Origin of the sequence: Chromobacterium sp. ATCC 53434, assembly GCF_002848345.1 — a bacterium.
Taxonomy (GTDB): domain Bacteria; phylum Pseudomonadota; class Gammaproteobacteria; order Burkholderiales; family Chromobacteriaceae; genus Chromobacterium.
On record NZ_CP025429.1, the window covers coordinates 1177178 to 1202788 of the forward strand.

General features: G+C 68.3%; 26 protein-coding genes and 1 riboswitch. Of the genes, 10 read left to right on the plus strand and 16 right to left on the minus strand.

Annotation, left to right across the window (positions count from 1 at the left end; translation table 11 throughout):
- Positions 1–46: 46 nt before the first annotated feature.
- Positions 47–610, minus strand: coding sequence for a cysteine dioxygenase family protein (locus CXB49_RS05610; RefSeq protein ID WP_101707482.1), 564 nt, complete (start codon positions 608–610; stop codon positions 47–49).
- A gap of 175 nt (positions 611–785) precedes the next feature.
- Positions 786–1265, minus strand: a complete 480-nt coding sequence (locus tag CXB49_RS05615) for an Lrp/AsnC family transcriptional regulator (protein WP_199406787.1) — start codon at positions 1263–1265, stop codon at positions 786–788.
- Positions 1266–1390: 125 nt separating this feature from the next.
- Between CXB49_RS05615 and phhA the strand changes: the two genes are divergently transcribed.
- Complete coding sequence (gene phhA / locus CXB49_RS05620) at positions 1391–2284, plus strand: phenylalanine 4-monooxygenase (protein ID WP_101707484.1); 894 nt, start codon at positions 1391–1393, stop codon at positions 2282–2284.
- Between the two features lie 120 nt (positions 2285–2404).
- Here phhA and pcp read toward each other — a convergent pair whose 3' ends face one another.
- The 6 genes from pcp to pxpB form a co-directional block, all read right to left on the minus strand.
- Positions 2405–3037: a pyroglutamyl-peptidase I gene (gene pcp, locus CXB49_RS05625; RefSeq protein WP_101707485.1), complete on the minus strand. Its 633-nt coding sequence runs from the start codon at positions 3035–3037 to the stop codon at positions 2405–2407.
- Positions 3038–3050: 13 nt separating this feature from the next.
- Positions 3051–4007, minus strand: a complete 957-nt coding sequence (locus CXB49_RS05630) for a DUF979 domain-containing protein (RefSeq protein WP_101707486.1) — start codon at positions 4005–4007, stop codon at positions 3051–3053.
- Complete coding sequence (locus tag CXB49_RS05635; protein WP_101707487.1) at positions 4004–4720, minus strand: DUF969 domain-containing protein; 717 nt, start codon at positions 4718–4720, stop codon at positions 4004–4006. The genes CXB49_RS05630 and CXB49_RS05635 overlap by 4 nt, the downstream gene beginning before the upstream one ends.
- Positions 4721–4794: 74 nt before the next feature.
- Positions 4795–5532, minus strand: coding sequence for a 5-oxoprolinase subunit PxpA (gene pxpA, locus CXB49_RS05640; RefSeq protein ID WP_101707488.1), 738 nt, complete (start codon positions 5530–5532; stop codon positions 4795–4797).
- Positions 5522–6451 (minus strand): biotin-dependent carboxyltransferase family protein, encoded by a 930-nt coding sequence (locus tag CXB49_RS05645; RefSeq protein WP_233492949.1) that lies wholly within the window; start codon positions 6449–6451, stop codon positions 5522–5524. The genes pxpA and CXB49_RS05645 overlap by 11 nt, the downstream gene beginning before the upstream one ends.
- Complete coding sequence (pxpB, locus tag CXB49_RS05650) at positions 6448–7110, minus strand: 5-oxoprolinase subunit PxpB (RefSeq protein WP_101707490.1); 663 nt, start codon at positions 7108–7110, stop codon at positions 6448–6450. The genes CXB49_RS05645 and pxpB overlap by 4 nt, the downstream gene beginning before the upstream one ends.
- 144 nt (positions 7111–7254) lie before the next feature.
- Between pxpB and CXB49_RS05655 the strand changes: the two genes are divergently transcribed.
- A complete protein-coding gene (locus tag CXB49_RS05655; protein ID WP_101707491.1) occupies positions 7255–7767 on the plus strand; it encodes a winged helix DNA-binding protein in 513 nt (170 codons plus the stop codon).
- A gap of 55 nt (positions 7768–7822) precedes the next feature.
- Here the strand turns inward: CXB49_RS05655 and CXB49_RS05660 are convergent, their stop codons facing one another.
- Positions 7823–8653: a hypothetical protein gene (locus CXB49_RS05660; RefSeq protein WP_101707492.1), complete on the minus strand. Its 831-nt coding sequence runs from the start codon at positions 8651–8653 to the stop codon at positions 7823–7825.
- A gap of 113 nt (positions 8654–8766) precedes the next feature.
- Here CXB49_RS05660 and CXB49_RS05665 point away from each other — a divergent pair, with 113 nt between their 5' ends.
- Entirely contained in the window at positions 8767–9555 is a 789-nt protein-coding gene (locus CXB49_RS05665) for an ABC transporter substrate-binding protein (protein ID WP_158300625.1), read from the plus strand.
- Between the two features lie 190 nt (positions 9556–9745).
- Positions 9746–10534 (plus strand): ABC transporter substrate-binding protein, encoded by a 789-nt coding sequence (locus CXB49_RS05670; protein WP_101707494.1) that lies wholly within the window; start codon positions 9746–9748, stop codon positions 10532–10534.
- Positions 10535–10543: 9 nt separating this feature from the next.
- Here CXB49_RS05670 and CXB49_RS05675 read toward each other — a convergent pair whose 3' ends face one another.
- Positions 10544–11722, minus strand: coding sequence for a DUF1501 domain-containing protein (locus tag CXB49_RS05675; protein WP_101707495.1), 1179 nt, complete (start codon positions 11720–11722; stop codon positions 10544–10546).
- A 10-nt stretch (positions 11723–11732) separates the two neighbouring features.
- The gene (locus CXB49_RS05680; protein WP_101707496.1) at positions 11733–13178 is read right to left on the minus strand and encodes a DUF1800 domain-containing protein; all 1446 of its coding nucleotides are present in this window, start codon (positions 13176–13178) and stop codon (positions 11733–11735) included.
- Positions 13179–13302: 124 nt separating this feature from the next.
- Positions 13303–13397: riboswitch (TPP riboswitch) on the plus strand.
- 50 nt (positions 13398–13447) lie between these two features.
- Between CXB49_RS05680 and CXB49_RS05685 the strand changes: the two genes are divergently transcribed.
- The 4 genes from CXB49_RS05685 to CXB49_RS05700 are packed head-to-tail and all read left to right on the plus strand — an operon-like array spanning position 13448 to position 17544.
- Positions 13448–14464, plus strand: a complete 1017-nt coding sequence (locus CXB49_RS05685) for a thiamine ABC transporter substrate binding subunit (protein ID WP_199406789.1) — start codon at positions 13448–13450, stop codon at positions 14462–14464.
- A 35-nt stretch (positions 14465–14499) separates the two neighbouring features.
- The gene (locus CXB49_RS05690) at positions 14500–15054 is read left to right on the plus strand and encodes a GNAT family N-acetyltransferase (protein WP_101707497.1); all 555 of its coding nucleotides are present in this window, start codon (positions 14500–14502) and stop codon (positions 15052–15054) included.
- Complete coding sequence (locus tag CXB49_RS05695) at positions 15051–16616, plus strand: iron ABC transporter permease (protein WP_101707498.1); 1566 nt, start codon at positions 15051–15053, stop codon at positions 16614–16616. The genes CXB49_RS05690 and CXB49_RS05695 overlap by 4 nt, the downstream gene beginning before the upstream one ends.
- Positions 16585–17544: an ABC transporter ATP-binding protein gene (locus CXB49_RS05700; protein ID WP_233492950.1), complete on the plus strand. Its 960-nt coding sequence runs from the start codon at positions 16585–16587 to the stop codon at positions 17542–17544. Before CXB49_RS05695 ends, CXB49_RS05700 begins: the two co-directional genes overlap by 32 nt.
- Here the strand turns inward: CXB49_RS05700 and CXB49_RS05705 are convergent.
- A complete protein-coding gene (locus tag CXB49_RS05705; protein ID WP_233492951.1) occupies positions 17534–18079 on the minus strand; it encodes a MarR family winged helix-turn-helix transcriptional regulator in 546 nt (181 codons plus the stop codon). The two genes, CXB49_RS05700 and CXB49_RS05705, sit on opposite strands and share 11 nt — an antisense overlap.
- Positions 18080–18230: 151 nt before the next feature.
- Between CXB49_RS05705 and CXB49_RS05710 the strand changes: the two genes are divergently transcribed.
- Complete coding sequence (locus tag CXB49_RS05710) at positions 18231–18638, plus strand: VOC family protein (RefSeq protein ID WP_101707499.1); 408 nt, start codon at positions 18231–18233, stop codon at positions 18636–18638.
- Positions 18639–18660: 22 nt separating this feature from the next.
- Here the strand turns inward: CXB49_RS05710 and CXB49_RS05715 are convergent, their stop codons facing one another.
- Together CXB49_RS05715 and CXB49_RS05720 are read right to left on the minus strand one after the other, a co-directional pair.
- A complete protein-coding gene (locus CXB49_RS05715; RefSeq protein ID WP_101707500.1) occupies positions 18661–19158 on the minus strand; it encodes a GNAT family N-acetyltransferase in 498 nt (165 codons plus the stop codon).
- A gap of 92 nt (positions 19159–19250) precedes the next feature.
- Complete coding sequence (locus CXB49_RS05720) at positions 19251–20120, minus strand: serine hydrolase (RefSeq protein WP_101707501.1); 870 nt, start codon at positions 20118–20120, stop codon at positions 19251–19253.
- 283 nt (positions 20121–20403) lie between these two features.
- Here CXB49_RS05720 and uvrB point away from each other — a divergent pair, with 283 nt between their 5' ends.
- Entirely contained in the window at positions 20404–22416 is a 2013-nt protein-coding gene (uvrB, locus tag CXB49_RS05725) for an excinuclease ABC subunit UvrB (protein ID WP_101707502.1), read from the plus strand.
- 368 nt (positions 22417–22784) lie between these two features.
- Here uvrB and CXB49_RS05730 read toward each other — a convergent pair whose 3' ends face one another.
- Together CXB49_RS05730 and CXB49_RS05735 are read right to left on the minus strand one after the other, a co-directional pair.
- Positions 22785–24344, minus strand: a complete 1560-nt coding sequence (locus tag CXB49_RS05730; RefSeq protein WP_101707503.1) for a hypothetical protein — start codon at positions 24342–24344, stop codon at positions 22785–22787.
- 292 nt (positions 24345–24636) lie between these two features.
- A complete protein-coding gene (locus CXB49_RS05735) occupies positions 24637–25608 on the minus strand; it encodes a bile acid:sodium symporter family protein (protein ID WP_101707504.1) in 972 nt (323 codons plus the stop codon).
- Positions 25609–25611: the final 3 nt, after the last annotated feature.

A 25611-nucleotide genomic window follows, 5' to 3' on the forward strand; every position in this document is an offset into this window, starting at 1 on the left:
GGTCCTGGAAAAGCACGGCTTCGGCCGTGCTTTTTGTTTGTCCGGATCAGATCTGGTATTCCAGGCGGTCGTCGCAATGGCGGAAGCGCCGTTGTTGCGGCTCCATGCCGAACAGCTCCATCCGGGCCAGCGGCGGCGAGTACAGGTGCAGGGTCACCAGGTCGGCGCCGTCGGGGTGCAGATTGGCCACCTGGTGGATGTCGACATGGCCGTTGATCACCAGGCTGCCGGCCGCCAGCTCGCGCGTCTCGCGCGAGGCCACCAGGCCGGCCGGCGTCTGCTCGAACACCGTCTCGGTGGCCACGCCCTCGATGATCCGCACGCCGCACAGGCTGCCGCGATGGTTGTGGATGGGGCTGCGCTGGCCGACGCGCCAGCACAGCAGCAGCAGCTCGCAGCAGTCGTCGGCATGGATGCGGTTGCGCCGGTACTGCTCGGCGCCGAATTGCCGGAACGGCAGCAGGTCGGCGGGGCAGAGGTGCAGCGAGTGGTAGAACTGGCGGATCTGTTCCAGATTCAGCGGGGTCCGGTATTGCGCCAGTTGGTCGATCGAGGCGGCCAGACTGGGGCTGAGGGCGGGCGGCGGCGGATACGGGGATGACACTTTCATCGGCTTCTCCTTCGGGACTGGGCGGGTGCGGCGGCGCCGTCCATCGGGTTCCGCGCGGGGCGGATTTTTTTCTTGGCCGACGATGCCGTTGCCGGAACGTTCGCGGCGCGGCCGGACGACGCCACGATTGCGGTATAGCCGCAGCCGGCGCGGCCCCGCACGGCAGAAATGCCAGTCAGGGCAGCGATGCCAGCGGCAGCTTCATTGTCTGCTTGATCGCATTGAGCACAATGGTTGATTTGACGCTGCGCACCAGCGACAGTTGCATCAGCTTGTTCATCACGAAGGCGGACAGCGACGGCAGGTCCGGCACGACGATGCGCAGCAGGTAGTCGGCCTCGCCGGCGGCGGCATAGCATTCCAGCACTTCCGGCAGCGCGTGGATGGATTGGGCGAAGTCCAGCAGCGCGGCCTCGTTGTGCCGCTCCAGGCTGACATTGGCGAAGGCCATCACCGTCAGGCCGACGTGCTCGGGATTCAGCGCCACCTGGTAGCCCTGGATCACCTCGTCCTGTTCCATCCGCTGGATGCGGCGTCCGATCTGCGAGGCGGACAGCGGAATGTTCTGCGCCAGCTTCTGGTGGGTGGCGCGGGCGTCCTGTTGCAGCTGCTGCAGGATCTGGAAATCGAAGCGGTCCAAGTCGATTTTGCGCATTTGATGCACCTTATGACATTTGATGCGGTAATTGTGCGAAACAAATCGAAAAATGGCAAATTATGCGGACTTTCCGCATCGGCAAGGGGCTAAACTAGAGCAAACATCCAATACCGGAGCCAGACATGAACGACCGCGCCGATTTCGTGGTGCCCGACATCACCACGCGCAAGAATGCCGGCTTGAGCCACGACCCGCGCGACTACACGCTGCCGCAGCCGCTGGACCGCTACAGCGCCGAAGATCACGCCACCTGGGCCACGCTGTACCGCCGCCAGAGCGCGCTGTTGCCGGGACGGGCCTGCGACGAGTTCCTGCAGGGGCTGGCGCGGCTGGAGGTCGATGTCGACCGGGTGCCGGACTTCGAGCGGCTGAACGAGAAGCTGATGGCCGCCACCGGCTGGCGCATCGTGGCGGTGCCGGGCCTGATCCCGGACGACGTGTTCTTCGAGCACCTGGCCAACCGCCGCTTCCCGGTCACCTGGTGGCTGCGCGAGCCGCATCAGCTCGACTATCTGCAGGAGCCGGACGTGTTCCACGACCTGTTCGGTCACGTGCCGCTATTGATCGATCCGGTGTTCGCCGACTATCTGGAGGCCTACGGCAAGGGCGGGGTGAAGGCCAAGGCGCTGGGCGCGCTGCCGATGCTGGCGCGGCTGTACTGGTACACGGTGGAGTTCGGCCTGATCCGCACCGCCGCCGGCATGCGCATCTACGGCGCCGGCATCGTGTCCAGCAAGTCGGAGTCCATCTACTGCCTGGACAGCGCCAGCCCGAACCGGGTCGGTTTCGACCTGATGCGCATCATGAACACCCGCTACCGGATCGACACCTTCCAGAAGACCTATTTCGTCATCGACAGCTTCCAGCAGCTGTTCGAGGCCACCGCGCCCGATTTCGCGCCGCTGTACCGCCAATTGTCGGAGGCGGCGCCGTGGGGGGCCGGCGACATCGCGCCGAATGACGAGGTGATCCAACTCGGCGACCGCCAGGGCTGGGGCGACAGCGACGACGTCTGAGCGGAGTCGCTCCGAAATAACAGGCCCGCCTCGCGCAAGCGAGGCGGGCTTTCCAATGGTGCGTCGCCCAACGGTGCGTCGCCCCTTTGGGGTGACGCACCCTACCGGCGAGACGCGGGGTCAGTGGGTTGCGCCGTCGGCGAGCCTGATGTCCTCGGGCCTTGTCAGCGCCACTTCCACCGCCAGTCTCAGCGCCGCCACGCAGTCGTCCAGCCGCATGCTGGGCGCGCCCGGATGCTGCGCCGCCTGCTCCGGCAGGAAGGGGATGTGGATGAAGCCGGCGCGCGGGCCGCCGTGGTGCAGCAGGCCGTACATCACGTGGTTGCAGACGAAGGTGCCGGCGCTTTGCGACACCGAGGCCGGGATGCCGTTCTCGCGCAGGCCGGCGACGATGGCCTTGATCGGCAGCGTGGCGAAATAGGCCGCCGGGCCGTCGGCCGCCACCGGCCGGTCGACCGGCTGATGGCCGGCGTTGTCGGCGATGCGGGCGTCGTCGACATTGATCGCCACCCGTTCCAGTGTGATGTCGGGCCGGCCGCCGGCCTGGCCGACGGCGATGGCCAGTTCGGGACGCAGCGCGTCCAGCTGGCGGCGCAATTCGTCCAGCGCGGCGCCGAACACGCAGGGCAGCCGGCGCGCGACGACGCGGGCGCCGGCGATCTGTTCGCCGTCGAGGCGGCGCACCGCCTCCCAGGATGGATTGACGCTTTCGCCGCCGAACGGTTCGAAGCCGGTCAGCAATACGGTTTTCATTCTGCGCTTCCTTTCAGCGGAACATCAGCCAGTTCAGCAGTCCCGCGTTGACCGCCAGCAGCGCCAGCGCGGTCGGCGTCTGCGCCTTGATCACCGCGTTCTTGTCCGGCAGCTCCAGCAGCGCCGCCGGCACGATGTTGAAATTGGCCGCCATCGGCGTCATCAGCGTGCCGCAGTAGCCGGAGAACATGCCTATCGCCGCCATCACGGCCGGATCGCCGTGGTGGGCGACGACCAGGAAGGGGATGCCGATGCCGGCCGTCATCACCGGAAAGGCGGCGAAGGCGTTGCCCATCGCCATCGTGAACAGCGCCATGCCCAGCACATAGGCCAGCACCGCCACCCAGCGCGTGTCTAGCGGCAGGTAGGCGGTGGCGACGTGGGCCACCGCCTTGCCGACGCCGGCGTCGGCGAACAGCAGGCCCAGCAGCGCCAGCAGTTGCGGCAACAGCACCGCCCAACCCATGCAGTCCAGCAGGCGGCGCGTCTCGCGCACGCCTTGCGCCGGCGTCTCGCGCGCCAGCAGGCAGGCGACGCCGAGGGCGGACAGGCAGGACAGGCCCAGCGCCAGCAGCGTGACGTTGGCCGGGTCGAACAGCGGCGCGCCGGCGACGCGGACGTCCTTGGCCGCCAGGCTGAGCAGTACCGTCAGCAGCGGCACCAGCAGCGACGGCAGGAAGACCCGGCCGCCAAGCCGCCGCAGGCTCTGGCGCAATCGCTCGGCGGGAAGTTCGGCGTGCCGGCCGGCGGCTAGCCGGCCGAAGCCGGCGATGGCGACCATCGCCAGCACCATGGCGCCGGACAACGCGGCCGGCAGCGCGTCGCCGGCCAGGAACAGCAGACCGAACAGGCCCCAGAACGCGGCGCTGCCCAGGCGGCGCGGATGGGCGCGGTCGGCGAGCGTGAAGGCCGCCACCGCCAGCAGCGCGGCGCCGGCCAGCCAGTACAGGTAGTCGATGCGCAATATCATGCCTTGCTCTCCTTGGGCAGGGCGGCCGGCGCGCCGGCGCGCAGCAGGCCGCGTTCCAGCCTGAGCAGCCGGGCGCCGTGGATCAGCAGCGCGAACAGCGCGGTGGGAATGCCCCACAGCGCGATGTGCAGCGGTTCGGCGGCGATGCCGTTCTCGCGCAGAAAGGTATGCATCAGGATCACCGCGCCGAAGGCGACGAAGATGTCCTCGCCGAAAAACAGGCCGATATTGTCGGTGGCGGCGCACATCGCGCGCAGTTTCTGCCTGAGCGCGGCGTCCGGCTTGCCGTGGCGCTGCTCCCAGGCGCCCTCGGCCATCGGCGCCAGTATCGGGCGCACCATCTGCGGATGGCCGCCGAGGCCGGTCAGGCCGAGCGCCGCCGACAGCTCGCGGACCAGCAGGTAGATCGCCAGCAGCCGGCCGGCGGTGGCGTTTCGTATTCGCCGCACCTGCTCGCGAGCCTGTTCGCGCAGGCCGTGGCGCTCCATCAGCCCGACCACCGGCAGCACCAGCAGCACGATCAGCGTCAGATTGCGGGTTTTCATGAAGCCGCGGCCGAATTCGGCCAGCAAGGTCAGCGGCGTCATGCCGGCAGCCAGTCCGGCGGCGACGCCGGCGCCGCACACCACCAGCAGCGGGTTGCCGCGCAATACGAAGCCGGCGACGACGACCGCGATGCCCAGCAGCGGCCACAGATTGACAGCCTGATCCATGTTTTCTCCTTTGTCTTGACGGCGCCGCGCGGTCTGTCGCCGCGCTGGCGCCCGGTGGATGCCCGCTCGCTGTCCTAGCCGGCGGCGATGTCGACGCCGGCGGCCAGCAGCCGCTCGCGCAGCAGGCGGGCGAAGCGCAGCGCGTGCGGGCCGTCGCCGTGCAGGCAGATGGTGTCGGCGCAAAGCGGCACGCTTTCGCCGCCGACGGCAATCACGCGCCGCCGCTCGACCATCTCCATCACCTGGTCCAGCATCGCCGCCTCGCCGTGCAGCAGGTCGCCGGGCGTGCTGCGCGGCACCAGGCTGCCGTCGGCGCGGTAGCCGCGGTCTGCGAAGCCTTCTTCCCACACTTCCAGCCCCTCGGCGCGGCAGGCGGCGACGAAGCCGCTGCCGGCCAGGCCGATCACCCGCAGCGACGGGTCGAAATCGCGCACCGCGCGGGCCAGCACGGCGGCCAGTTCCGGTTCGCGGGCCGCCTGGTTGTACAGCGCGCCGTGCGGTTTGACGTGGCGCAGCCTGCCGCCCTCGGCGCCGACGATGGCGGCCAGCGCCCCCAGCTGGTACAGAAAGCCGGCGCGGACCTCGTCCGGCGGCAGCCGCATTTCGCTGCGGCCGAAATTGTCGCGGTCCGGAAAGCTGGGATGGGCGCCGACGGCGACGCCCTTGGCCAGCGCCAGCGCGGCGACCCGGCGCATGGTGGCGGCGTCGCCGGCGTGCCAGCCGCAGGCGATGTTGGCGGAGCTGACCAGGTCCAGCAGCGCGGCGTCGTCGCCGCAGCCTTCGCCCAGGTCGGCGTTCAGATCAATTCTCATCGCACAGCCTTTCTATGCGTCCCAGATAGCGTTGCAATTGCAGCTCGGCCTGGCGGGCGTCGTCGCGGCCGGACTCGACGAAGTGCAGCTGGCCGCCCAGCCGGGCCTGGCCCAGCTGCCACAGATCGGCCGCCACCACCATGCCCAGCCGCGGATAACCGCCGGTCGCCTGGGCGTCGGCCATCAGCACGATGGGCTGGCCGTCCGGCGGCAGCTGGATCAGGCCGGGCAGCACGGCGTGCGACGGCATGTCGGCGGCGGCATCCATCTGCAGCCCGGGTCCGGCCAGCCGGTAGCCCATGCGGTTGCTGTTGGGCGTCAATTGCCAGGGGCTATTCCACATTCGCTCGCGGGCGGCCTTGGGCAGGAGCGGGTATTCCGGTCCCGGACAGACGCGGATCTGGCTGCCGGGACGCGGCAGCCACACGCCGAGGCGCCGGCGCGGCGGCAGCGGCTCGCCCAGCGGCAATCGGTCGCCGTCGCGCAGCGCTCGGCCGCCGAGGCCGCCGAAGCCCGCCATCAGATCGGTGCTGGCCGATCCCAGCAGCGGCGGCACGGCGATGCCGCCGTCCAGCGCCAGGTAGGCGCGCATGCCGAAGCGCGGCGCCTGCAGCCGCAGCGTCTGGCCGGCCCGGAACGCGGTGCGCCAGCCAGGCCAGACCGGGGTGTCGTCGAGCAGGGCTTGGCAGTCGGCGCCGGCCAGCGCCAGCATGCCGTCGCGCAGCAGGCGGAAGCCGGCCGGGGGCAGCGTGATTTCCAGCGCCGCGGCGTCGGCCGGATTGCCGACCAGGCGGTTGGCGACGGTCAGCGCCAGCGCGTCCATCGCCCCGGCGCGGCAGACGCCGAGATGGCGCGCGCCGAAGCGGCCGAGATCCTGCACCGTGGTTTGCGGCCCGGCCTTGATCACCTCCAGCATCATGCCTCCCTCGCGGCGACGAAGCGCACGGTATCGCCCGGTTGCAGGATGCAGGGCGGCTGTCGCGCCGGGTCGAACAGCATGATCTCGCTATGGCCGATGATCTGCCAGCCGCCGGGGGACGCGGCCGGATAGATGCCGGTCTGGCCGCCGCCTATCGCGACCGAGCCGGCCGGCACCCGTTGCCTGGGCGTGGCGCGGCGGGGAACGGCCAGCGCCGGGTCCAGTCCGCCCAGATAGGCGAAGCCGGGCTGGAAGCCGAGAAAGAACACCGTGTAGTCGGCGGCGGCGTGGCGGGCGACGACTTCGCCGGCGTCCAGGCCGCAATGCCGGGCCACCGCGTCGAGGTCCGGCCCGTGGCGGCCGCCGTAGCGAACCGGGATTTCCACCACCCGGCCGGCAGCCTCCGCGCATCCGGCTTGCTGCCACAGTTTGCGCAGCCGCGCGGGCAGGGCGCTCGCGTCGGCGCCGGCCGCCAGTTCCAGCGTCAGATTGTTCATGCCGGGAATGATTTCGCGTATGCCGGGGCTGTCTCGCAGCCGTTGCGCCAGCCACCAGATGCGGCGTTGGCATTCCAGCGTCGCCGGCGGCGGCGTCTCCAGGGTCAGCGCTTGATTACCCAGCCAGTGGATGGTGGGGGATGATGGTGTGGCGGAAAGCATGGATTTCGGCTGGCCAATGGTTTGGGAATATGTTTATGATAAACGGTTAGTTGAATGTAATACTGCAATGTTAATAATTTCTCGTCAATTTGTAGTTGTAAACGACGGGATGGCGAAGTTCGTCGAGATCGGAGAATGATTGCAATGACCAAGGATTTGCCGAAGATCGTTTCTTCGCAGCATCTGGTATCGGAGCGCAGCCCGGAGTTGTCGGAATTCGAGTTCAGCCTGACGGTGGTCAACAACGCCTTCCACCGCTGGATGGTGCGCTGCATGGCCGCTGCCGGCGAAAAGGACATGACGCCGACCGAAGTGCTGCTGGTCCATCATGTCAACCATCGCGGTCGGCAGAAGAAGCTGGCGGATATCTGCTTCGTGTTGAATATGGAGGACACCCATGTGGTGGCCTACGCGCTGAAGAAGCTGGTGAAAATGGGTTATGTGGCGAGCGAGAAGAGCGGCAAGGAAGTGCTGTTCTCCACCACCGACCGCGGTCGGGAGCTGTGCGAGCGCTACCGCGAAGTGCGCGAGCGCTGCCTGATGCCGACGTTGAACGACTGCGGCGTCGCCAATCCGGAGATAGGCGGCATCGCCCAGCTGATGCGGATGCTGGCCGGCATCTACGACCAGGCGGCGCGCGCCGGCGCCTCTTTCTGATTCGGCTGGGGCGTCAAAGCCGGTTTTCGGACGCTTGACGCCTGTTTCCAGGCTCTCAGATCACCGCCCATATCGCGATCATGGCGGCCACGATCAGCACCCCGGTCAGGATCTGCGAGGTGCTTTTTTCCTTCTGCAGCGCGCGCTTCAGGCTGTCGTGCGCGCTCTCCACCTGCTCCAGCTTCTGTTGCAGCGCGGCGCGCGCCTCGTCCTGGCCGGCCAAGGTCTTCAGCATTTCCTCGCCGCCGAACTCCTTGACCGCCTCTTTGTTCCATACGCCCAACAGCTTGCCGACCTTGTCCTTGAAGTACAGCGCGGTGCGCTGGGCCGGGTCCTGCCATTCGAACTGGAAGCCCTGGCTGGCGTAGAAGGCGTGGCAGCTCAGCCGTTCTTCCTCGGAGTGGGTCTGGCCCATGGTGACCATGCCTGGATTGATGGTGAACTCGGGACAGACGCCCTTGGCCCAGGTGATGATGCAGGCGAACAGATAGGTGTCGAGCCCGCTGCCGGCCAGGCCGGGGCTGGTTTGCACGCCGCTCTTCGGGCCGAAGGTCACGCTCTTGCTGGGACGGTCCACCCGTATCCAGGCCAGGTTGTAGACGGCGTGGAAGCGGCTGTCGTCGCCTTCCAGCGGCTGCCAGTGCGCGCCGTCGGAGCGGGCGTAGCCGCGGAACTGAAGGCGGAAGTAGTCGGACTGGGCGGTCATCGCCCGGCTGCGCTGCAGGATGCCGTAGATCGGACGGCCGTCGGCGCTGAGCGTCAGTATGGTCTCTCCCAGCGGGATGGCCAGATTGGCCAGGTTGACTTCGTTTTCCGGCGGCGGCAGCGGAATTTCCTCTTCGGTCTGCGGCGTCGGTCCAGGGGTCTTGATAGGGTTTGAAGTCATTGTCGCTGGTCGTTCACTGGGCGCGTGGGTCGGGATGGGGCCCGCATGGGCTGCGGAATTCTATCCTACATTGTAGGGGAGCGCGCTTGCGCTTGCCGAGGGGGGAGGTGGCGGTGCGGTTTATCGGGGATTTCGCTTTCCTGGCGTGCTGGGTTTTGCCGGCGATGGCGGGCGGGCTATGCGACAAGACTATCCAGGTGGGTTGGGAGGAGCGGCCGCCGTATCATTATCAGGGACGGGACGGCCGGCCCGCGGGCTACTCGGTGGAGCTGCTGAACCAGGCGGCCGCGCGCATCGGCTGTCGCCTGGCGTATCGCCAGATGCCCTGGTCGCGCACCTTGCAGCAGCTGCGGCTGGGCACGGTGGATGTCGCGATGCAGGCGCTGAAAACGCAGGAGAGGGAGACGTACGCCTGTTTCGTGCCGGGCTACAGCTCCTCGCTGGTGCGGCTGTGGGCGCGCGGCGACCGCGCGGCGCACTGGCCGGTTTCCCAGCTGCAGGACCTGGGCAAGCTGGGCGCGGTCAAGCTGGGCGTGACGCATGGCGACAGTTACGGCGATATATTGGACCGTTGGCTGAAAGCGCCTCCCGGCATGGTGAAGCTGGACGTCGGGGAGACGCTGGCCGGCAGTTTGCGCAAGCTGCAGTTGGGGCGGATAGACCTGCTGCTGGCCAGCATGGACACGCTGCCGAATGAGTTGGCCCGTTTGCCGCCGCAGCCGGCGATCGTGGCCCTGCCGCCGGCATGGCGCGCGGGGGGAGCCTTTTACGTTTTCAGCAAGCGCAGCGTATCGCCCGAGCTGTGCCAGGCTTTCGCCGGCGCGCTGCGCGACATGAAGCGCGACGGCGTGGTGGACCGGCTCTACCGCAGCCGCTTCAACATCGCGTATCCCGATCCCTGAGCCCAAAGTCTTTTTGTGGCGCCGGCCGTTTTCTGCCGGAAGCCAAGGGGCTTGGCGGGGTGTGAAGCCATCGCCGCTGGTCGTTGATCGGGCGCGTCGCCGGTTGGGATCGGGGCCGCATCGGCCGCGGCGTTCTGTCCTACATTGGTAGGGGAGCGCGCTTGCGCTTGTTGTCGGGGGGGAGGAAAGGGTGGAGGGGATCGGTCGTTGCGTCTGGCTGGCGTTCTGGAGTTTGCCGGCCATTGCCGCGGGAATCTGCGACAGGCCGCTCAGCGTCGGCTGGGACGAGTGGCCGCCGTTCCACTACCAGGGACGCGACGGCGAGCCCGACGGCTATTCGGTGCAGCTGTTCAATCTGGCGGCGGACAGGCTCGGTTGTCGGCTGGTCTACCGGCTGATGCCGTGGCCGCGCACCTTGCAGCAATTGAGGCTGGGTCAGGTGGACGCGGCGATGCAGGCGCTGAGGACACCGGAGCGCGAGGCTTACGCCTGCTTCGCGCCAGGCTACAGTCCGACGATAGTCCGGCTGTGGGCGCGGCGGGACCGGGGCGCGAAATGGACGATACGCGATATCGCCGACCTGGGCCGGCAGGGTCCGCTGCATCTGGGCGTCACCCGCGGCGACAGCTATGGCGCCGAAGTCGACCGCTGGCTGTTGGCGCCGCCGCCCAATATCCGGATCGACGTCGGCGAAACGCTGGCGGTCAGCATGCGCAAGCTGCAGCTGGGTCGGATAGACCTGCTGCTGGCGACGATGTCGACCGCGCCGCGCGAACTGGCGCGGCTGCCGCCGCAGCCCGCCATCGCGCCGCTGGCGCCGGCCTGGCGCGCCGGAGAGGGGTATTACGTGTTCAGCCGCAACAGCGTGCCGGAACCGCTGTGCCAGGCTTTCGCGCGGACGCTGCAGGCGATGCGGCAGGACGGCACGGTGGCGCGTCTGTACCGCAGCCAGTTCGGCGAGCCGTATCCGGATCCGTGAGCGGGCCGTTCAGGCGCGCAGCAGCGGCAGCGGCGCGAAGCGGCCGCCCAGCACATCATGGCTGTCCTTGCCCCACCAGCCGTCTATCGCCGTCGCGTACAGCTGGCGGAAGTCTATCGCGTGCGGCAGATTGCCGTCGCTGACGCCGGCCAGCTGCGGCGTCTTGCCGTACAGGCCGCCGTTGACGCGGCCGCCTAGCGCGAAGTGGACGCTGGCGGTGCCGTGGTCGGTGCCGCGGTTGCCGTTCTCGCGCGGGCGGCGGCCGAATTCCGCATAGCTCAGCACCAGGGTGTCGTCCCAGCGGCCCAGCCGCGTCATCTCGGCGCGCAGCTGGGCGAGGCCGTCGGCCAATTCGGTCAGCAGGCGACCCTGCACCGGCTGCTGGTTGCCGTGGGTGTCGAAGCCGGTCAGTGTGATGCGCGCCACCGCGATGTCGACGCCGCGCGCCAGCGTGTCGGTCAGCGTGCGCACCGCCACGCCGAAGCCGCCGTTGGGCTTGGGGCCGGCCGTCGGCGCCTCGCTTGGCGCGGTGCGCGGCAGCGGCGCCAGGCTGGCGGCGGCCTGGCGGATGTCGCCTTCCACCTTCAAGATATGCTCCAGCGCCGAGCCGGCCCGGCCGGGCTGCTGATCGGCCACCAGCTTGGCCTGGCGGGCGAAGTCCTGCGGATTGCTCAGCACTACCGCGCGCGCGCCGCCGTCCAGCGGTCCCAGCACCTGGCTGGACAGCACCACGCCGTCGGCGGCGAAGTGCTTCGGCGTCGGCTGCTCGCGGAACAGCCGCGTCAGCCAGCCCTCGGTCAGAAACTGCTGGCTGGCCGAGGCGGTGTCCCAGATTTCTATCGAGCGGAAGTGCGACAGATTTGGGTCCGGATAGCCTACGCCCTGCAGCAGCGCCAGCTGGCGGTCCTGCCACAGCGGCATCAGCGGCGCCAGCGACGGATGCAGGCCGATCTCGCCGTTCAGCTGCAGCACCTGCTCGCGGGCGATGGCGATGCCGGGGCGCAGCCGGTAGTAGTCGGCGCTGGCATAGGGCACGGCGGTGTTGAGTCCGTCGTTGCCGCCCTTCAGTTCCACCAGCACCAAGAGGCGCTTGTAGCCGGCGGGGGCCAGCGCCCAGCTGAGATTGGGCAGCACCGACATCATCAGGCCGGCGCCGGCCGCTTTCAGGAATTCGCGTCGTTGGAACATGGCAGGCTCCTCATTCGACCTGGTAGGCCGGGTCCAGCAGCAGGCCGGCGACGGCCTTGGCGCCGCTGGCGTTGGCCGGCAGCGGATTGGCCGGCGGCACCGCCAGCAGCAGGCGCGCGGCGTCGGCGCCGTTTTTGACGCCGTAGATGGCGGCCCATTCGTCCGGCTGAAGCTTCATCGAGCTCAGGCCCTTGCTGACGAAGCGGCGGATGCGCGCCTCGCGGCCGGCCATCTCGTTCAGGCTGCCGTCGGCCTGGGCGTAGGCGTCGCGCGCCGGCGCCGCGTCGCGGGCGACGCGGTCCAGGAACTGCTTGCGGCTCAGCAGCGTGGCGCTGTTGATCCAGGCCTCGCCGCCGGGCCAGCCCTTGACGTTGGGCGGGGCGAACACGTCCTGGCCCAGCTGGCGGTTCAGGCCTGCGATGACGCGCCAGTCCGGCGGATTGAGATCGAAGGTCACCAGCGTGCCGACGGTCAGCTCCACCGGCGACTTCACCAACAGGCCCTGGCTGCGCCAGAACTGCGGCGTCAGCAGCATGGCCCGCATCAATGGTTTCAATTGATAGTGGCCGCGGCGGAAGTCGGCGGCCAGCTTGTTCACCGTCGCGGCGTCCGGCGTCGGCGACACGAAGTTGCGCCACAGCTTGTTGGTGACGAAGACGGCGGTGCTCGGCTGCTGCAGCAACAGCTCGATCACGTCGTCGCCGTCGAAATTGCCGCGCTGGCCGAAGATGGTCTTCTCGCCGGTGTCGCGCAGCCGCGGGCGGACGATGAACTGATCGTCGCGGTCCAGGCCCCAGCCGGTGAAGGCGCGCGCCGCCTCGCGGATGTCCTGCTCGCTGTAATGGCCCTCGCCCAGCGTGAACAGCTCCATCACCTCGCGGGCGAAGTTCTCGTTGGGCTGTTCCTTGCGGTTGTTGGCGGTGTCGAGGTAGCGCATCATCGCCGGGTCGCGGGCCACCGCGTGCAGCAGCTGGCCGAAGTCGCCCAGCGCGTAGTGGCGCAGCAGCAGGTTCTGCTGGTACATCATCTGCGGAGAGCGCACCTTGTCCAGCGCCGAGACGAAGTGGTTGTGCCAGAACAGCGTCATTTTTTCGGTCAGCGGCGACGGCGTGTCGCGCATCTCGGTCAGCCACCAGCTGCGCAGCTCGACCGCGTGCTGATTGCGCTCCTGCTGCAGCGCCTTCTTCTGTTCTTCGCTCAGGCCGGGCTGTCCGGGCCGCTCGAACGGCTCGTTGGCCCAGCCCGGCGGCGCGGTGACCGGCTGGTTGCGGACGCCGGCCAGTATCCTGTCGACGGCGGCCTCGCGGCTCAGCGGCGCCAGCGCGGCGATCTGCGCCGGATTGGCGCCGAAGCCGGTGCGCAGCAGCAGGTGGCGGGCGCCGTCGACGCCGATGTCGGCCAACGCCGTCAACGGCAGGCCGAGCAGCGCGGAGGCGAGCACTATGGTTTTGATCATCCAGGTTCACCACGGCATGCGGAATGACTATTCGACCCTCAGCATAGCCGCCGGTTTTCGCTGCGGTATTAAGCGCGGGGGCCAGAGTGTTAAGTTGTTTGCCGTGATCTCGGCTATACTGGCGCCCTGTCACCGGGGGTGCCTGCAACGCGGGCTGAGATACACCCTGAGAACCTGATCTGGATCATGCCAGCGGAGGGAGCGTGATGAAGCGGAATGTCGTCCGCCTTGCCTGCTTGCTCCGTGGCCGTACCGCACGGAGATTGTCCATGAAGCTGTTCCCCAAACTTGTCGTCGCCGCCCTGAGCCTGGCCGGCCTGTCCGCCCACGCCGCCGAACTGCGCGTGCTGGCGCACAGCTCGTTCAGCGTCGACAAGCCGCTGCTCGCCGCCTTCGAGAAGGAGACCGGCGCCAAGGTGTCCATCATCAAGGCCGGCGACGCCGGCGAGATGGTCAACAAGCTGATCCTGACCAAGTCAAATCCGATCGCCGACGTGGTGTTCGGCCTGGACAACAGCCTGATAGGCAAGGCCGAGCAGGCCGGCGCGCTCGCGCCGATGCCGGCGGAACTGGCGAAGGGCGGCAAGGTCGGCTTGCCGGGCGCCGCCGCCGTCGACTATGGCTATGTGACGCTGAACTACGACAAGGCCTGGTTCGCCAAGAACAAGCTGCCGCTGCCGAAGAGCCTGAATGATTTGACGCTGCCGGCCTACAAGAACCTGCTGGCGGTCGAGAATCCGGCCACCTCCAGTCCCGGCCTGGCCTTCCTGGCCGCGACCGTGCACGCGCTCGGCGAGGACAAGGCCTTCGCGTTGTGGGGCAAGCTGCGCGACAATGGCGTCAAGGTCAGCAAGGGCTGGACCGAGGCCTATTACACCGACTTCTCCAAGAACGGCGGCGGCCGGCCCATCGTGGTCAGCTACGCCACCAGCCCGGCGGCCGAGGTGTTCTACAGCAAGGAAAAACTGAGCGAAGCGCCGACCGGCAATCTGTTGCTGCCGGGCACGGTGTTCCGCCAGGTCGAGGGCGCCGCGCTGGTCAACGGCGGCAAGGAGGCCAAGCTGGCCGAGCGCTTCATCGCCTTCCTGCGTTCGGACGCGGTGCAGAAGGACATCCCGACGCGGATGTGGATGTATCCGGTGTCGGAGCGCGTCGCGCTGGACCCGGCGTTCAAGCACGCGCCGCAGCCGTCGGCGCACGACACGCCGGACAACGCGACGCTGGCCGCCAAGCAGCGCGGCTGGATCGCCCGCTGGACGCGGGTGGTGCTGAAGTCGGGCGCCTGAGCGGCTCCTCCTTTGGCGACTATTGCGGAGTTTCGATGAAGATAACGGACATCGTCAGTTCCCGGCTGATCCTGCGTCACCTGGACGCGGATTTTCTTGAGTCCTGCCTGAGCGGCGACATCGACGCCGCCATCGAGAGCCTGGGCGCCCGGCCGGCCGATGGCTGGCTGGAGGAGACGGCGCTGATGGCGGTGCGGCTGGCCGACATGGCGGCGGAGCCGGACTACGCGCCGTGGTCGGCGCGGGCGCTGCTGCGCCGCGACGATCTGGCCATGGTCGGCCACATCAACTTCCACACCTTGCCCGGCCATCCGTATCTGAACGGCTACGGCGACGTGGAGCTCGGCTATACGGTCTACCCGGCCTTCCGCCGCCAGGGCTTCGCGCGCGAGGCCCTGCTGGCGATGGCCGGCTGGGCGGCGGCGCAGGGCGGCGTGTCGCGGCTGGTGCTGTCGATCGCGCCCGACAATCTGCCGTCTCAGGCGCTGGCCGCGCAGCTGGGCTTCGCCAAGGCGGGCCAGGTGCGCGACGACGACGGCTGCGAAGATGTGCTGACGGCGATCTGGCCGTTGCCGGGAGCCGCTGTTTGAAGCAGTCCGCCGTTCCCCGGCTGTTGCTGGCCGGGCTGCCCTTGTTGTTTCTGCTGGCGCTGGCCGTCGCGCCGCTGCTCCGGCTGCTGGCCGAAGGCGGCCTGCAATTCAGTCCCGGCCTGCTGGCCGATCCTTATCTGCGCTGGCGGCTGCTGTGGTCGCTGGGCCAGGCCGCGGCCAGCTGCCTGGCCTGCCTGGCGCTCGGCGTGCCGCTGGCCTGGCTGCTGGCGCGTTATCGCTTTCCCGGCCGCGCGGCGCTGTTGCGGTTGCTGCTGCTGCCTTTCGTGATGCCGACGCTGGTGGCGGCGATGGGCGTGCTGGCGCTGTTCGGCCCGCAGGGCCTGCTGGGCGTCGATCTGCAGGATACGCCTTGGCTGCTGTTGTACGGCAATCTGTTCTTCAATCTGCCGCTGGTGGTGCGAGCCGGCTGCGACGGTTTCGCCCAGGTGCCGGCCAGCCGCTTGGCCGCCGCGCGCACGCTGGGGGCGTCGCCGTGGCGGGCGTTCTGGCGGGTGGAGTGGCCGGCGGCGCTGCCGTGGCTGCTGTCCAGCCTGTGCCTGGTCTTCCTGTACTGCTTCTCAGGTTTCGGTCTGGCGCTGATCCTCGGCGGTCAGCGCTACGCGACGCTGGAAGTGGAGATCTACACGCTGGTGGCCTACGAATTGAACCTGGCCGACGCCGGCGCGCTGGCGCTGCTGGTGTTGGCGGTATGCGGCGGCATCGCCGCCTGCCACGCCTGGCTGGCGCGGCGGCTGGCGACGGCGGCCAAGGTCGAGCCGCTGCCGCGGCGGCCGGTGGAGAGTCCGGCGGAGAAGCTGGCGCTGGCCGCCGCGCTGGCCGCGCTGCTGCTGTTCGCCGGCCTGCCGCTGCTGGCGGTGCTGTGGCGCGGCCTGACGGCGGCGTCCAGCTGGGTGGCGCTATGGGACGACGACGTCCGGCTGGCACTGTGGAACAGCGCCCGCTTCACCGGCCTGACCGTGCTGGCGGCCGGCGCGCTGGGCCTGGCCCACGCGCTGGCCTGCGGCCGCAGCCTGGCCTTGCGCGCCGCGATCTTCCTGCCCTTCGTCGCCTCGCCGGTGTGCGTGGCCTTCGGCCTGCTGCTGCTGTATCCGCAATGGAGCGCGGCGTTGGCCCTGTTGCTGGCGGCCTACGCGCTGCTGGCCTATCCCTTCGTCGCCAAGGCGCTGCTGACGGCGCTGGACGGCCAGCCGCCGCACTGGGGCGACGCCGCGCGCAGCCTGGGCGCCAACCGCTGGCGGCTGTTCCGTCGCGTGCAATGGCCGCTGCTGCGGCCGGCCTTGCGCCGCGGTCTGGCCTTCGCCGCCGCGACCGCGGTCGGCGAGTTCGCCGTCACGCTGTTCCTGGCGCGGCCGGAATGGCTGACGCTGACCACGCTGATCTACCAGCGGCTGGGACGCCCGGGCGCCGCCAACGCCGACGCGGCGATGCAGCTTGCCTGCCTGCTGATGCTGCTGGCGCTCGTCGCGTTCCGGATCATAGAAACCGCCGGCGGCGCCGGCAGCTGGGAGGATGGCGGTGCTGACGCTGAGAAATCTGAATAAGTGCTTCGGCGCGCGCGTGGTGGCCGACGATATCTCGTTGACGGTGGCCGCCGGCGAGACGCTGGCGCTGCTGGGGCCGTCCGGTTGCGGCAAGAGCACGCTGTTGAAGATGATAGCCGGGCTGGAGCGGCCGGATGCCGGCGCGCTGGCCTTCGACGGCGAGGATCTGGCGCGGGTGCCGCCGGAGCGGCGCGGCTTCGCGCTGATGTTCCAGGATTTCGCGCTGTTCCCGCATCTGGACGCGCTGGGCAATGTGATGTTCGGCTTGATCGAGCAGGGGGTGGCCCGGCGCGCCGCCGCCGCCCAGGCGCGGACGATGCTGGCGCGGGTGGGGCTGGCCGAGCATGGCGGCCGCAGGGTGTGGACGCTGTCCGGCGGCGAGCAGCAGCGGGTGGCGCTGGCGCGCGCGCTGGCGACGCGGCCGCGGCTGTTGCTGCTGGACGAGCCGTTCTCCAGCCTGGACGCCGATCTGCGCCGCCAGCTGCAGCGTGAATTCCGCGAGTTGCTGCGCGCGGCCGGCGTGCCGGCCGTCATCGTCACCCACGACCGCGACGAGGCTTTCGCGCTGGCGGACAAGGTGGCGGTGCTGAAGGAAGGCAGGCTGCTGCAATGCGCGACGCCGGAGGAGATGCTGGCCGCGCCGGCCGATGGCTGGCTGGCGCGCTTCATCGGCTACGACAATGTGCTGGACGGCGCCGTCGTGCCGCCGCAGGCGGTGTTGCTGGGGCCGGATCAGCCGCCGGCGCGCATCGTCGAGCTGGCGCGGCTGGCCGACGGCGCGCGCTTGCGGGTGGACGCCCGGGCCGGGAGCCTGACGCTGACGCTGTCGGCGCGCGAGGCGGCGGCGCTGGGCGGCGCCCTGCGCGTCGGCGGCGAGATAGGCGTCGGGGTCGACCCGGCCGGCTTGCTGCCGCTCGCTAGGGCTTGACCCGGCTCCAGACCTTGCCGAGCAGGCGCAGCAGCTGGCGCCGCTCTTCGATGTCCAGGCCGTCGCTCAGTTCGGCGCAGGCGCGCCAGAAGCCGGGCAGGGTGTCGGCCAGCAGCGCGCGCGCCGGATCGGTCATTCGCAGCCGCAGGCTGCGCCGGTCCGTCGGGTGCGGCAGCCGGGCGATCAGGCCGCGCTTCTCCAGCCAGTCCAGCAGGCCGGTCGCCGACGCGCGGGTGATGCCGAAGTAGTCGGCGATGCTGGACGGCGTCGGCGGTTCGTCTCCCAGCAGGCCGTCCTCGAACAGGCGGAACTGCAGCAAGACCTGCAATTTGTTTTCCGACAGGCCGGAGCCGGCCAGCTTGCCGTTCAGTTGCTGCAGCACGTCGTCGCCAAGCCAGAGCAGCAACAGGCCGGCGGCGGCGGCGTCGGCCGGCGTGTCCGGCGCGGCAGTGGCCGCCAGCAGGCGCAGGTGCGGCGTCATCAGGCGGCCGGCGTCGGTGTCGGCGAAGGAGGTCGGATCGGCTGGGGTCGGCATGGCTGCTGCGGCGTGGAGACTGGATAGCCGGGAATGCTAGCGTAAAAGACGGGGCGCGCCAATGTCGGCCATTTAATTAGCTTGACTAATTATATGTCTGGCGTATTATTGGATCGGCTAACGCGCCAATCACCTGGAGAGGGAGAAGCATATGTCGATTCAAGTCAGGGAATTGCACCATGTCGGTTTCAGCGTGCCCACGCAGCTGGTGGAGCCGATGCACGATTTTTACCGGCAGGTATTCGGTTTGTCGGCCGATCCCGGCCGGTGGCACATTCCGGGCGTGCCCGGCTATTTTCTGGACATGCCCGACGCCACCCAGCTGCACATCCTGGGCAGCGACGGCGTGTCGCCGTACGCGCAAGGAGAGGGCTTGGACCCGGTCAGCAACCATCTGGCGCTGACGGTGGCCAGCCTGGCGCTGGCGGCCGAGGAACTGAGGCGGCGGGGGATAGCGTTTTTCGGCCAGCGCAATGTCGCCGCGGCCGAGTTGAGCCAGCTCTTCGTCCGCGATCCGGCCGGCAATCTGCTGGAGTTGAGGCAGTCGCCGGGCGATTGAGGCGAGCCGGGGAGGCGGCCGGCTAGCCGGCCGCTTGCGCCGGGCCGTAGGCGAAATCGCGCAAGGCCTGGCCGGCCAGGCGGTAGCGCACCCATTCCGACTGCGGCGCCGCGCCTATCGACTGATAAAAATCTATCGCCGGCTGGTTCCAGTCCAGCACGCTCCACTCGAAGCGGCCGCAGTCCTGTTCGCAGGCCAGCCGCGCCAGGTGGCGCAGCAGCGCCTTGCCGGCGCCGGAACCGCGCATTTCCGGCGTGACGTACAGGTCTTCCAGATACAGGCCGTTCTTGCCCAGCCAGGTGGAATAGCTGAAGAAATAGACGGCGAAGCCGGCCAGCTCGCCATCGACGCGGCACAGCAGGGCCTGCGCCGTGGCGTCGGAGCCGAACAAGGTGGATTCGATGTCGGCGACGCCGGCCTTCACTTCGTGTTCGGCGCGTTCGTAGACGGCCAGTTCGGTGATGAAGCGGTGGATGTCGGCCGCGTCCTGCGGCTCGGCGGGGGAGATGCGGATGTTCAACAGTGGCTCCGACAATCAGATGGTGGACCAGTATCGCATGAAAAAGCCGCCCGTCCCACGCGGGAGGGCGGCCTGTTCGGCTTGGGGGACGATCAGCCGGCCAGCCAGCTGCCCGGGTGGGCCTCCAGCCAGACCTTGATGTTCTTGGCGTCGTTGACGCGGGCGGAGCTGGCGCCGGCGTCCAGCAGCACGATGACCAGCGGCTGCGAGCCGACCACGGCCTGCAGCACCATGCAGCGGCCGGCTTCCTGGATGTAGCCGGTCTTCTGCACCGCGATGTCCCAATCGCCCTCGCGCACCAGCGCGTTGCTGTTCTTGTACTGCAGCACGCGGTTGCGCACCGACAGGATCTGGTGCCGCTCGGTGGTGGTGAATTCGCGGATCAGCGGATACTGCTGCGCGGCGCGCACCATCCTGGCCAGGTCGGCTGCGGTCGAGGTATTGCGCACGTCCAGGCCGGTCGGGTCGTGAAATACCGTCTCGAACATGCCCAGGCTGCGGGCCTTCATATTCATCCGTTCGACGAAGGCCGAGGTGCCGCCGGGATAGGTGGTGCGCGCCAGCGTCGCGGCGGCGCGGTTCTCCGACGACATCAGCGCCAGCAGCAGCATTTCCTGTCGGCTGAGGGTGGTGCCGACCGCCAGCCGCGAGGTGGTGTGCTTCAGGCGGTCGATCTCGGCGTCGGACACCGTGACCAGCTGGTCGAGCGACACGCCGGAATCGAGCAGCACCATCGCCGTCATCAGCTTGCTGATCGACGCGATCGGCATCCGCTGGTGCGAGTTCTTCTCGTACAGGGTTTCGCCGGTGACGCCGTTGAGCACCAGCACCGAGTGGGAATTGAGCCTGGGGGCGGTGTAGCCGGACATTTCGCTGGCCACCATCACGCCCTTCGGCGAAGCCGCCAGCACCGGCATGGCCAGGGCCGCCGATACCAGCAGGCTTGCGATTTTCTTGATCATGCGTCACTCCATCATGTGCGCTTATTTGGAGGAATGCGGACGCCATTCCGTGGGCATTTGTCGCTAAATGCCGACAAGATGTCGGCATCATTCGCAGCATCCGCCATTGGCGTCCTGATTGCATTTTAAACAATGTTCCGCGTCTGTGTAGTGCAAAAAAACGGACGCGGAGGCTTGCCGCGAGCCTTGACTGGCGGGGTTCGCGGCGACGGTCGTCGACAGGGGGTGAGATTGGCGGCGGACAGGCGTAAAATCAGCGGTTTCGCCACCTCCCGTGCCCGCCATGCTGCTCACCTTTTCCGACAGCCCGTTTCAGCTGAACCAGCCTTTCCCGCCGGCCGGCGACCAGCCGGCCGCCATCGAACAACTGGTGGAGGGCCTGTCCGACGGCCTGTCCTACCAGACGCTGCTGGGCGTGACCGGTTCCGGCAAGACCTACACGATGGCCAACGTCATCGCCCGGACCGGCAGGCCGGCCATCATCATGGCGCACAACAAGACGCTGGCCGCGCAGCTGTACAGCGAGATGCGCGAGTTTTTCCCGCACAACGCGGTCGAGTACTTCGTCTCCTACTACGACTACTATCAGCCGGAGGCCTACGTTCCCAGCCGCGATCTGTTCATCGAGAAAGATTCCAGCATCAACGAACATATCGAGCAGATGCGGCTGTCGGCGACCAAGTCCATCCTGGAGCGGCCGGACTGCATCATCGTGGCGACGGTGTCGGCGATCTACGGTATCGGCGATCCGTCCGACTACCACCAGATGATCCTGCATCTGAAGGAGGGCGAGCGAACGCCGCAGCGCGAGATGATCAGCCGGCTGACGACGATGCAGTACAGCCGCAACGACCTGGATTTCGGCCGCGGCACTTTCCGCGTCCGCGGCGACGTGATCGACATCTACCCGGCGGAAAGCAGCGATACCGCCCTGCGCGTCAGCTTGTTCGACGACGAGGTAGAAACGCTGACGCTGTTCGATCCGTTGACCGGCACCACCAAGCAACGCGTCGGCCGCTACACCGTCTTTCCGTCCAGTCATTACGTGACGCCGCGCGACACCGTGATCCGGGCCTGCGAGCAGATCAAGGACGAGCTGCGCTACCGCATCGAGTGGTATCAGAAGGAAGGCAAGCTGGTGGAGGCGCAGCGCATCGAGCAGCGCACCCGCTTCGACCTGGAAATGCTGTACGAGATGGGTTTTTGCAAGGGCATCGAAAACTACTCGCGCCACTTCTCCGGCCGCGGGCCCGGCGATCCCCCGCCGACGCTGATCGACTACCTGCCGAAAAACGCGCTGATGTTCATCGACGAGAGCCACGTCACCGTGCCGCAGGTCGGCGCGATGTACAAGGGCGACGCCGCGCGCAAGGCCAATCTGGTCGAGTACGGCTTCCGCCTGCCGTCGGCCGCCGACAACCGGCCGCTGAAATTCCACGAATTCGAGCAACTGATGCCGCAGACCGTCTTCGTCTCGGCGACGCCGGCGGTGTACGAGAAGGAGCACGCGGGCCAGGTGGTCGAGCAGGTGGTGCGGCCGACCGGCCTGGTCGATCCGCTGATCGAGATCCGTCCGGTGGCGACCCAGGTGGACGATCTGCTGTCCGAGATCCGCGACCGGATGGAGCGCGGCGAGCGGGTGCTGGTCACCACGCTGACCAAGCGGATGGCCGAGCAGCTGGCCGACTACTACACCGAGCACGGCATCAAGGTGCGCTATCTGCACAGCGACATCGACACCGTCGAACGGGTGGAGATCATCCGCGACCTGCGCCTCGGCATGTTCGACGTGCTGATAGGCATCAACCTGCTGCGCGAGGGCCTGGACATTCCGGAAGTCAGCCTGGTGGCGATACTGGACGCCGACAAGGAAGGCTTCCTGCGTTCCGAGCGCAGCCTGATCCAGACCATAGGCCGCGCCGCGCGCAACCTGAACGGCAAGGCGTTGCTGTACGCCGACCGCATCACCGATTCGATGAAGCGGGCGATGGACGAGACCGAGCGCCGCCGCGCCAAGCAGATGGCGTTCAACGCTGAACACGGCATTACCCCCAGGGGCGTCGAGAAGAAGGTCAAGGACATCATAGACGGCGTCTACAGCGTGGAGGCCGAGCGCAAGAAGCTGGTGGACCAGGCCAAGGTGGCGATGATGGACGAGAAGTCGCTGGCCAAGGAAATCAAGCGGCTGGAGAAGGAGATGCTGGAGGCGGCCCGCAATCTGGAGTTCGAGCGGGCGGCCGGCATACGCGACGAGTTGAAGCAATTGAAGGAGCAAGCCTGGCTCGGCGATTTGTAAAAACCTGTTCACGATCTTTTTTCGAGCGTCTCGGGGCCGTTTTCTGCCGGCGCATGGCTTTGTCGAACGCCCCTTGCAGTGAATGACACTGCGGCGAGCCGCTTTCCGCGCCCGGCATCCGGCAGAGGTGGCCGCTGCCGCAAAAAGATCGTGAACAAGTTCTAAGACCCGCTGACAAAACCCCTGATCCTGCGTTGCGCCTCCTTGTCGTACTTTCTGTACTGCCTGCGTCGGCGCGCCTTGGCTCAGGTTCTCTGCGAGGTTTTGTTAGCGGCTCTAAGCCGGCAAGGCCGTTCTGTCCGTCAACCCCGCAGCGACGCCGCGGGGTTTTTGTTTGCCGGTTTCAAATCACCGGTTTCAGCGCCTTTTCAAATCTCCAGCAATTCCTGCGGCAGCGCGGCCAGCTCGGCGCGGAAGAAGCTGCGCTCGTTGCGCCGCAGCTGCGGCAGCAATTGCAGCAGTCGCGCGGCGCTGCCGCAGGCCTCGTGGCTGACGCCCTGCTCCCAGGCCTGGAACCACAGCGTCTCCAGCAGCAGATTGGCCAGCTGCAGCGGCGTCAACGGCAGCCGGGCCTGGTCGTGCTCCTCCAGCGTCAACGCCGCCAGCATGGCCCAGCCGCTATCGCCCTTGGCGGCGGAAAACGGCGGCGGACTGAGCCGGAGAATGCGCTCCAGTTGCGCGGGCGGCAGCGGGCGTTGGGCGCGGAAGCCGCGCAGCGTCGGATGCAGGGCCGTCGAGCAGTTTCCGCGGGCGATGCGCAGCAGGAAGACGGTGTTCCAGGCCGAGCCGTTGCCGCCGCCGAAACGGTCGCAAATCCATTCCGACAAGCCCAGCCAGCGTATTGCCTGACGCTGCATGGTTTCCGTCGCCTGCGCGCGTTCGCCGTCTATCAGCCGCTGTTGCCAGAACAGCCACAGGCACCAGCCGATATTGGCCGCGACATGTTGGGCCGAGTCTATCGAATCGGCCTCGTAGGCCGCCTCCAGCGCGCCGGCCAGCGCCTGCAGTGCCGCCTGCGCCCGTTTCGGGCTGCCGTCGCCGAGCGCCGCCTGCTTGTGCAGCAGCGCGCTCAGGTTCAGGCATTCGAAACGCACGCGGGGGTTGTAGCGGAATACCGGCTGCAGTTCCGGCGAAGCATGCAGCTGGGCGAGGCAGGCTTCGGCGGCCGGGGCCTCGCCGCGGGCGTAGCAGTCCCAGGCCTCCGCGATTCGGGCCATCGCGGCGAAGGTCGGCTGCGCGCTGTCGAAGCGGCTGCCGGCCAGGGCCCGCCCCAGTTTTTTCAGCGCCATTCTGCTGTCGTCCAGTTGGGCGCTGCGCCGCCAGGCCAGGCTTTCCTTCACCAGCGCCAGCGCGTGCTGGAAATCGTTGTGGGCGGTCTCGCTGGCGGCGTGGAAAGCGGCGGCGGCCTGGCGTCCGGCCAGCCGGCCCCGGCCGTCGCGCTCGTCGCGCATCGCCTGGGTCAGCTGGCTCCAGTAGTCCAGATCCTGCATCAATTCATCCAGCGGGCTGCCGTCGGCGGCGGGCGCCTCGGGCCGAAGGCCGAGAAATCTCTCCAGCTCGCCGCGTTCCGCCGGCCGGCCGTTGACCAGCAGGCTCAGCCGCTGGTGGCTGGCCGCCGGCAGCCAGAACGGGCCGCGGCTGCGTCCGGCTGGGTTCAGCAGCGCGACCGGCGTCGGTTCCGGCGGCCCCCATCCGGCCTCGACGCCCCAGCGGGCGAAGTCGGCGAAGGCGCGCGAGACCAGCATGCGGATGGCGTGGTTACCAGGAAACCGCAGCCGCAGCGCGGCGGCGGGCAGAACGCCGTCCTCATACTGGCCGGCGTAGTAAAGCCGGGCCAGCAGCCACAGCGATTGAAAGCGCGCGGGCGCGCCGTCGACGAGATAGGGCGGACTGAGTTCGAGGCAGATGGAACGGTGGGGCTGGCTCATCGATTTCGATATGACGGAAGTTGCGGGGCGGGGCGTTTGCCGGCGAAGGCGGCGTCCCTGGCGTTTCACGCGCGGTCCGCGCGCGACGCGGCCGGTGTTCGCCGTTTGAGCGGCGTGAGCGCGGCAAGTTCGCGGACGGTACGCATATCGACTATGCGCCGGCTGATCGTTCCTGGCGGGAAACGTGGGGATCGCAAGCGGCTTGATGTGGACGCGCGCCCCGGGCGGCCTGGCGCTCGGCCATCGAGGGGCGGCGTATAAACAGCGGGAGGCGCGGGTCGGCCGGCGCCGATCAGGCTTGCGCCGGGCGCGGCAGCCGGCGGCGATAGCGTTGCGCCAGCATCGCGCACACCATCAGCTGGATCTGGTGGAACAACATCAGCGGCAGCACGATGGCGCCGATCGCATGGCCGGCGAACAGCACCTTGGCCATCGGCACGCCGCTGGCCAGGCTTTTCTTCGAGCCGCAGAACAATATGGTGATCCGGTCCTCGCGCGTGAAACCCAGTCTGCGGCCGGCCAGCGAGGTCAGCGCCAGCAGCAGCGCCAGCAGGATGCCGTCCACGGCCAGCAGGCCGGCCAGCGCCGCCGGCGGCGTCTGCCGCCACAGCCCGCTGATCACCGCCGCGCTGAATGCGGTGTACACCACCATCAGGATGGAGCCCTGGTCGACGTATTTCAGCAAGCCCTTGTGTTTGTCGACCCAGCCGCCTATCCAGCGTCGGGCGATCTGGCCGGCGACGAAGGGCAGCAGCAGCTGGTAGACGATGTCCAGCGCCGAGCCCATCTGTTGCGCCGCGCTGCCGTGGTCGATTACCAGCCAGCCGACCAGCAGCGGCGTGATGAAGATGCCCAGCAGATTGGACGCGGTGGCGCTGCAGATGGCGGCCGGCACATTGCCTTGCGCCATCGAGGTGAAGGCGATCGACGACTGGACGGTGGACGGCAGCATGCACAGGTAGAGCACGCCCAGATACAGCTCCGGCGTCACCAGCGGCGTCAGCGCCGGCCTGAGCAGCAGGCCCAGCAGCGGGAACAGTCCGAAGGTGCAGGCCAGCACCGTCAGATGCAGCCGCCAGTGGCCGATGCCGGCCAGCACCGCCTCGCGCGACAGCTTGGCGCCGTGCAGGAAGAACAGCAGGCCGATCGCCAGATTGGTGGCCAGGTTGAAAATCTGCGCGGCCTCGCCGGAGCAGGGCAGCAGGCTGGCCAGCGCGACGGTGGCGATCAGCGCGAGGGTGAACGAATCCAGCAGTTTGGGCATCGG

Bases quoted from the DNA above. Each gene is read 5' to 3' on its own strand.
- phhA (WP_101707484.1), top strand. From the start codon at position 1,391: ATGAACGACCGCGCCGATTTCGTGGTGCCCGACATCACCACGCGCAAG.
- pcp (WP_101707485.1), bottom strand. From the start codon at position 3,037: ATGAAAACCGTATTGCTGACCGGCTTCGAACCGTTCGGCGGCGAAAGC.
- uvrB (WP_101707502.1), top strand. From the start codon at position 20,404: ATGCTGCTCACCTTTTCCGACAGCCCGTTTCAGCTGAACCAGCCTTTC.
- pxpB (WP_101707490.1), bottom strand. From the start codon at position 7,110: ATGCTTTCCGCCACACCATCATCCCCCACCATCCACTGGCTGGGTAAT.
- CXB49_RS05630 (WP_101707486.1), bottom strand. From the start codon at position 4,007: ATGATATTGCGCATCGACTACCTGTACTGGCTGGCCGGCGCCGCGCTG.
- CXB49_RS05615 (WP_199406787.1), bottom strand. From the start codon at position 1,265: ATGCGCAAAATCGACTTGGACCGCTTCGATTTCCAGATCCTGCAGCAG.
- CXB49_RS05700 (WP_233492950.1), top strand. From the start codon at position 16,585: ATGGCGGTGCTGACGCTGAGAAATCTGAATAAGTGCTTCGGCGCGCGC.
- CXB49_RS05710 (WP_101707499.1), top strand. From the start codon at position 18,231: ATGTCGATTCAAGTCAGGGAATTGCACCATGTCGGTTTCAGCGTGCCC.
- CXB49_RS05735 (WP_101707504.1), bottom strand. From the start codon at position 25,608: ATGCCCAAACTGCTGGATTCGTTCACCCTCGCGCTGATCGCCACCGTC.
- CXB49_RS05610 (WP_101707482.1), bottom strand. From the start codon at position 610: ATGAAAGTGTCATCCCCGTATCCGCCGCCGCCCGCCCTCAGCCCCAGT.
- CXB49_RS05690 (WP_101707497.1), top strand. From the start codon at position 14,500: ATGAAGATAACGGACATCGTCAGTTCCCGGCTGATCCTGCGTCACCTG.
- CXB49_RS05655 (WP_101707491.1), top strand. From the start codon at position 7,255: ATGACCAAGGATTTGCCGAAGATCGTTTCTTCGCAGCATCTGGTATCG.
- CXB49_RS05705 (WP_233492951.1), bottom strand. From the start codon at position 18,079: ATGCCGACCCCAGCCGATCCGACCTCCTTCGCCGACACCGACGCCGGC.
- CXB49_RS05680 (WP_101707496.1), bottom strand. From the start codon at position 13,178: ATGATCAAAACCATAGTGCTCGCCTCCGCGCTGCTCGGCCTGCCGTTG.
- CXB49_RS05730 (WP_101707503.1), bottom strand. From the start codon at position 24,344: ATGAGCCAGCCCCACCGTTCCATCTGCCTCGAACTCAGTCCGCCCTAT.
- CXB49_RS05685 (WP_199406789.1), top strand. From the start codon at position 13,448: ATGAAGCTGTTCCCCAAACTTGTCGTCGCCGCCCTGAGCCTGGCCGGC.
- CXB49_RS05635 (WP_101707487.1), bottom strand. From the start codon at position 4,720: ATGGATCAGGCTGTCAATCTGTGGCCGCTGCTGGGCATCGCGGTCGTC.
- CXB49_RS05675 (WP_101707495.1), bottom strand. From the start codon at position 11,722: ATGTTCCAACGACGCGAATTCCTGAAAGCGGCCGGCGCCGGCCTGATG.
- CXB49_RS05645 (WP_233492949.1), bottom strand. From the start codon at position 6,451: ATGATGCTGGAGGTGATCAAGGCCGGGCCGCAAACCACGGTGCAGGAT.
- pxpA (WP_101707488.1), bottom strand. From the start codon at position 5,532: ATGAGAATTGATCTGAACGCCGACCTGGGCGAAGGCTGCGGCGACGAC.
- CXB49_RS05660 (WP_101707492.1), bottom strand. From the start codon at position 8,653: ATGACTTCAAACCCTATCAAGACCCCTGGACCGACGCCGCAGACCGAA.
- CXB49_RS05720 (WP_101707501.1), bottom strand. From the start codon at position 20,120: ATGATCAAGAAAATCGCAAGCCTGCTGGTATCGGCGGCCCTGGCCATG.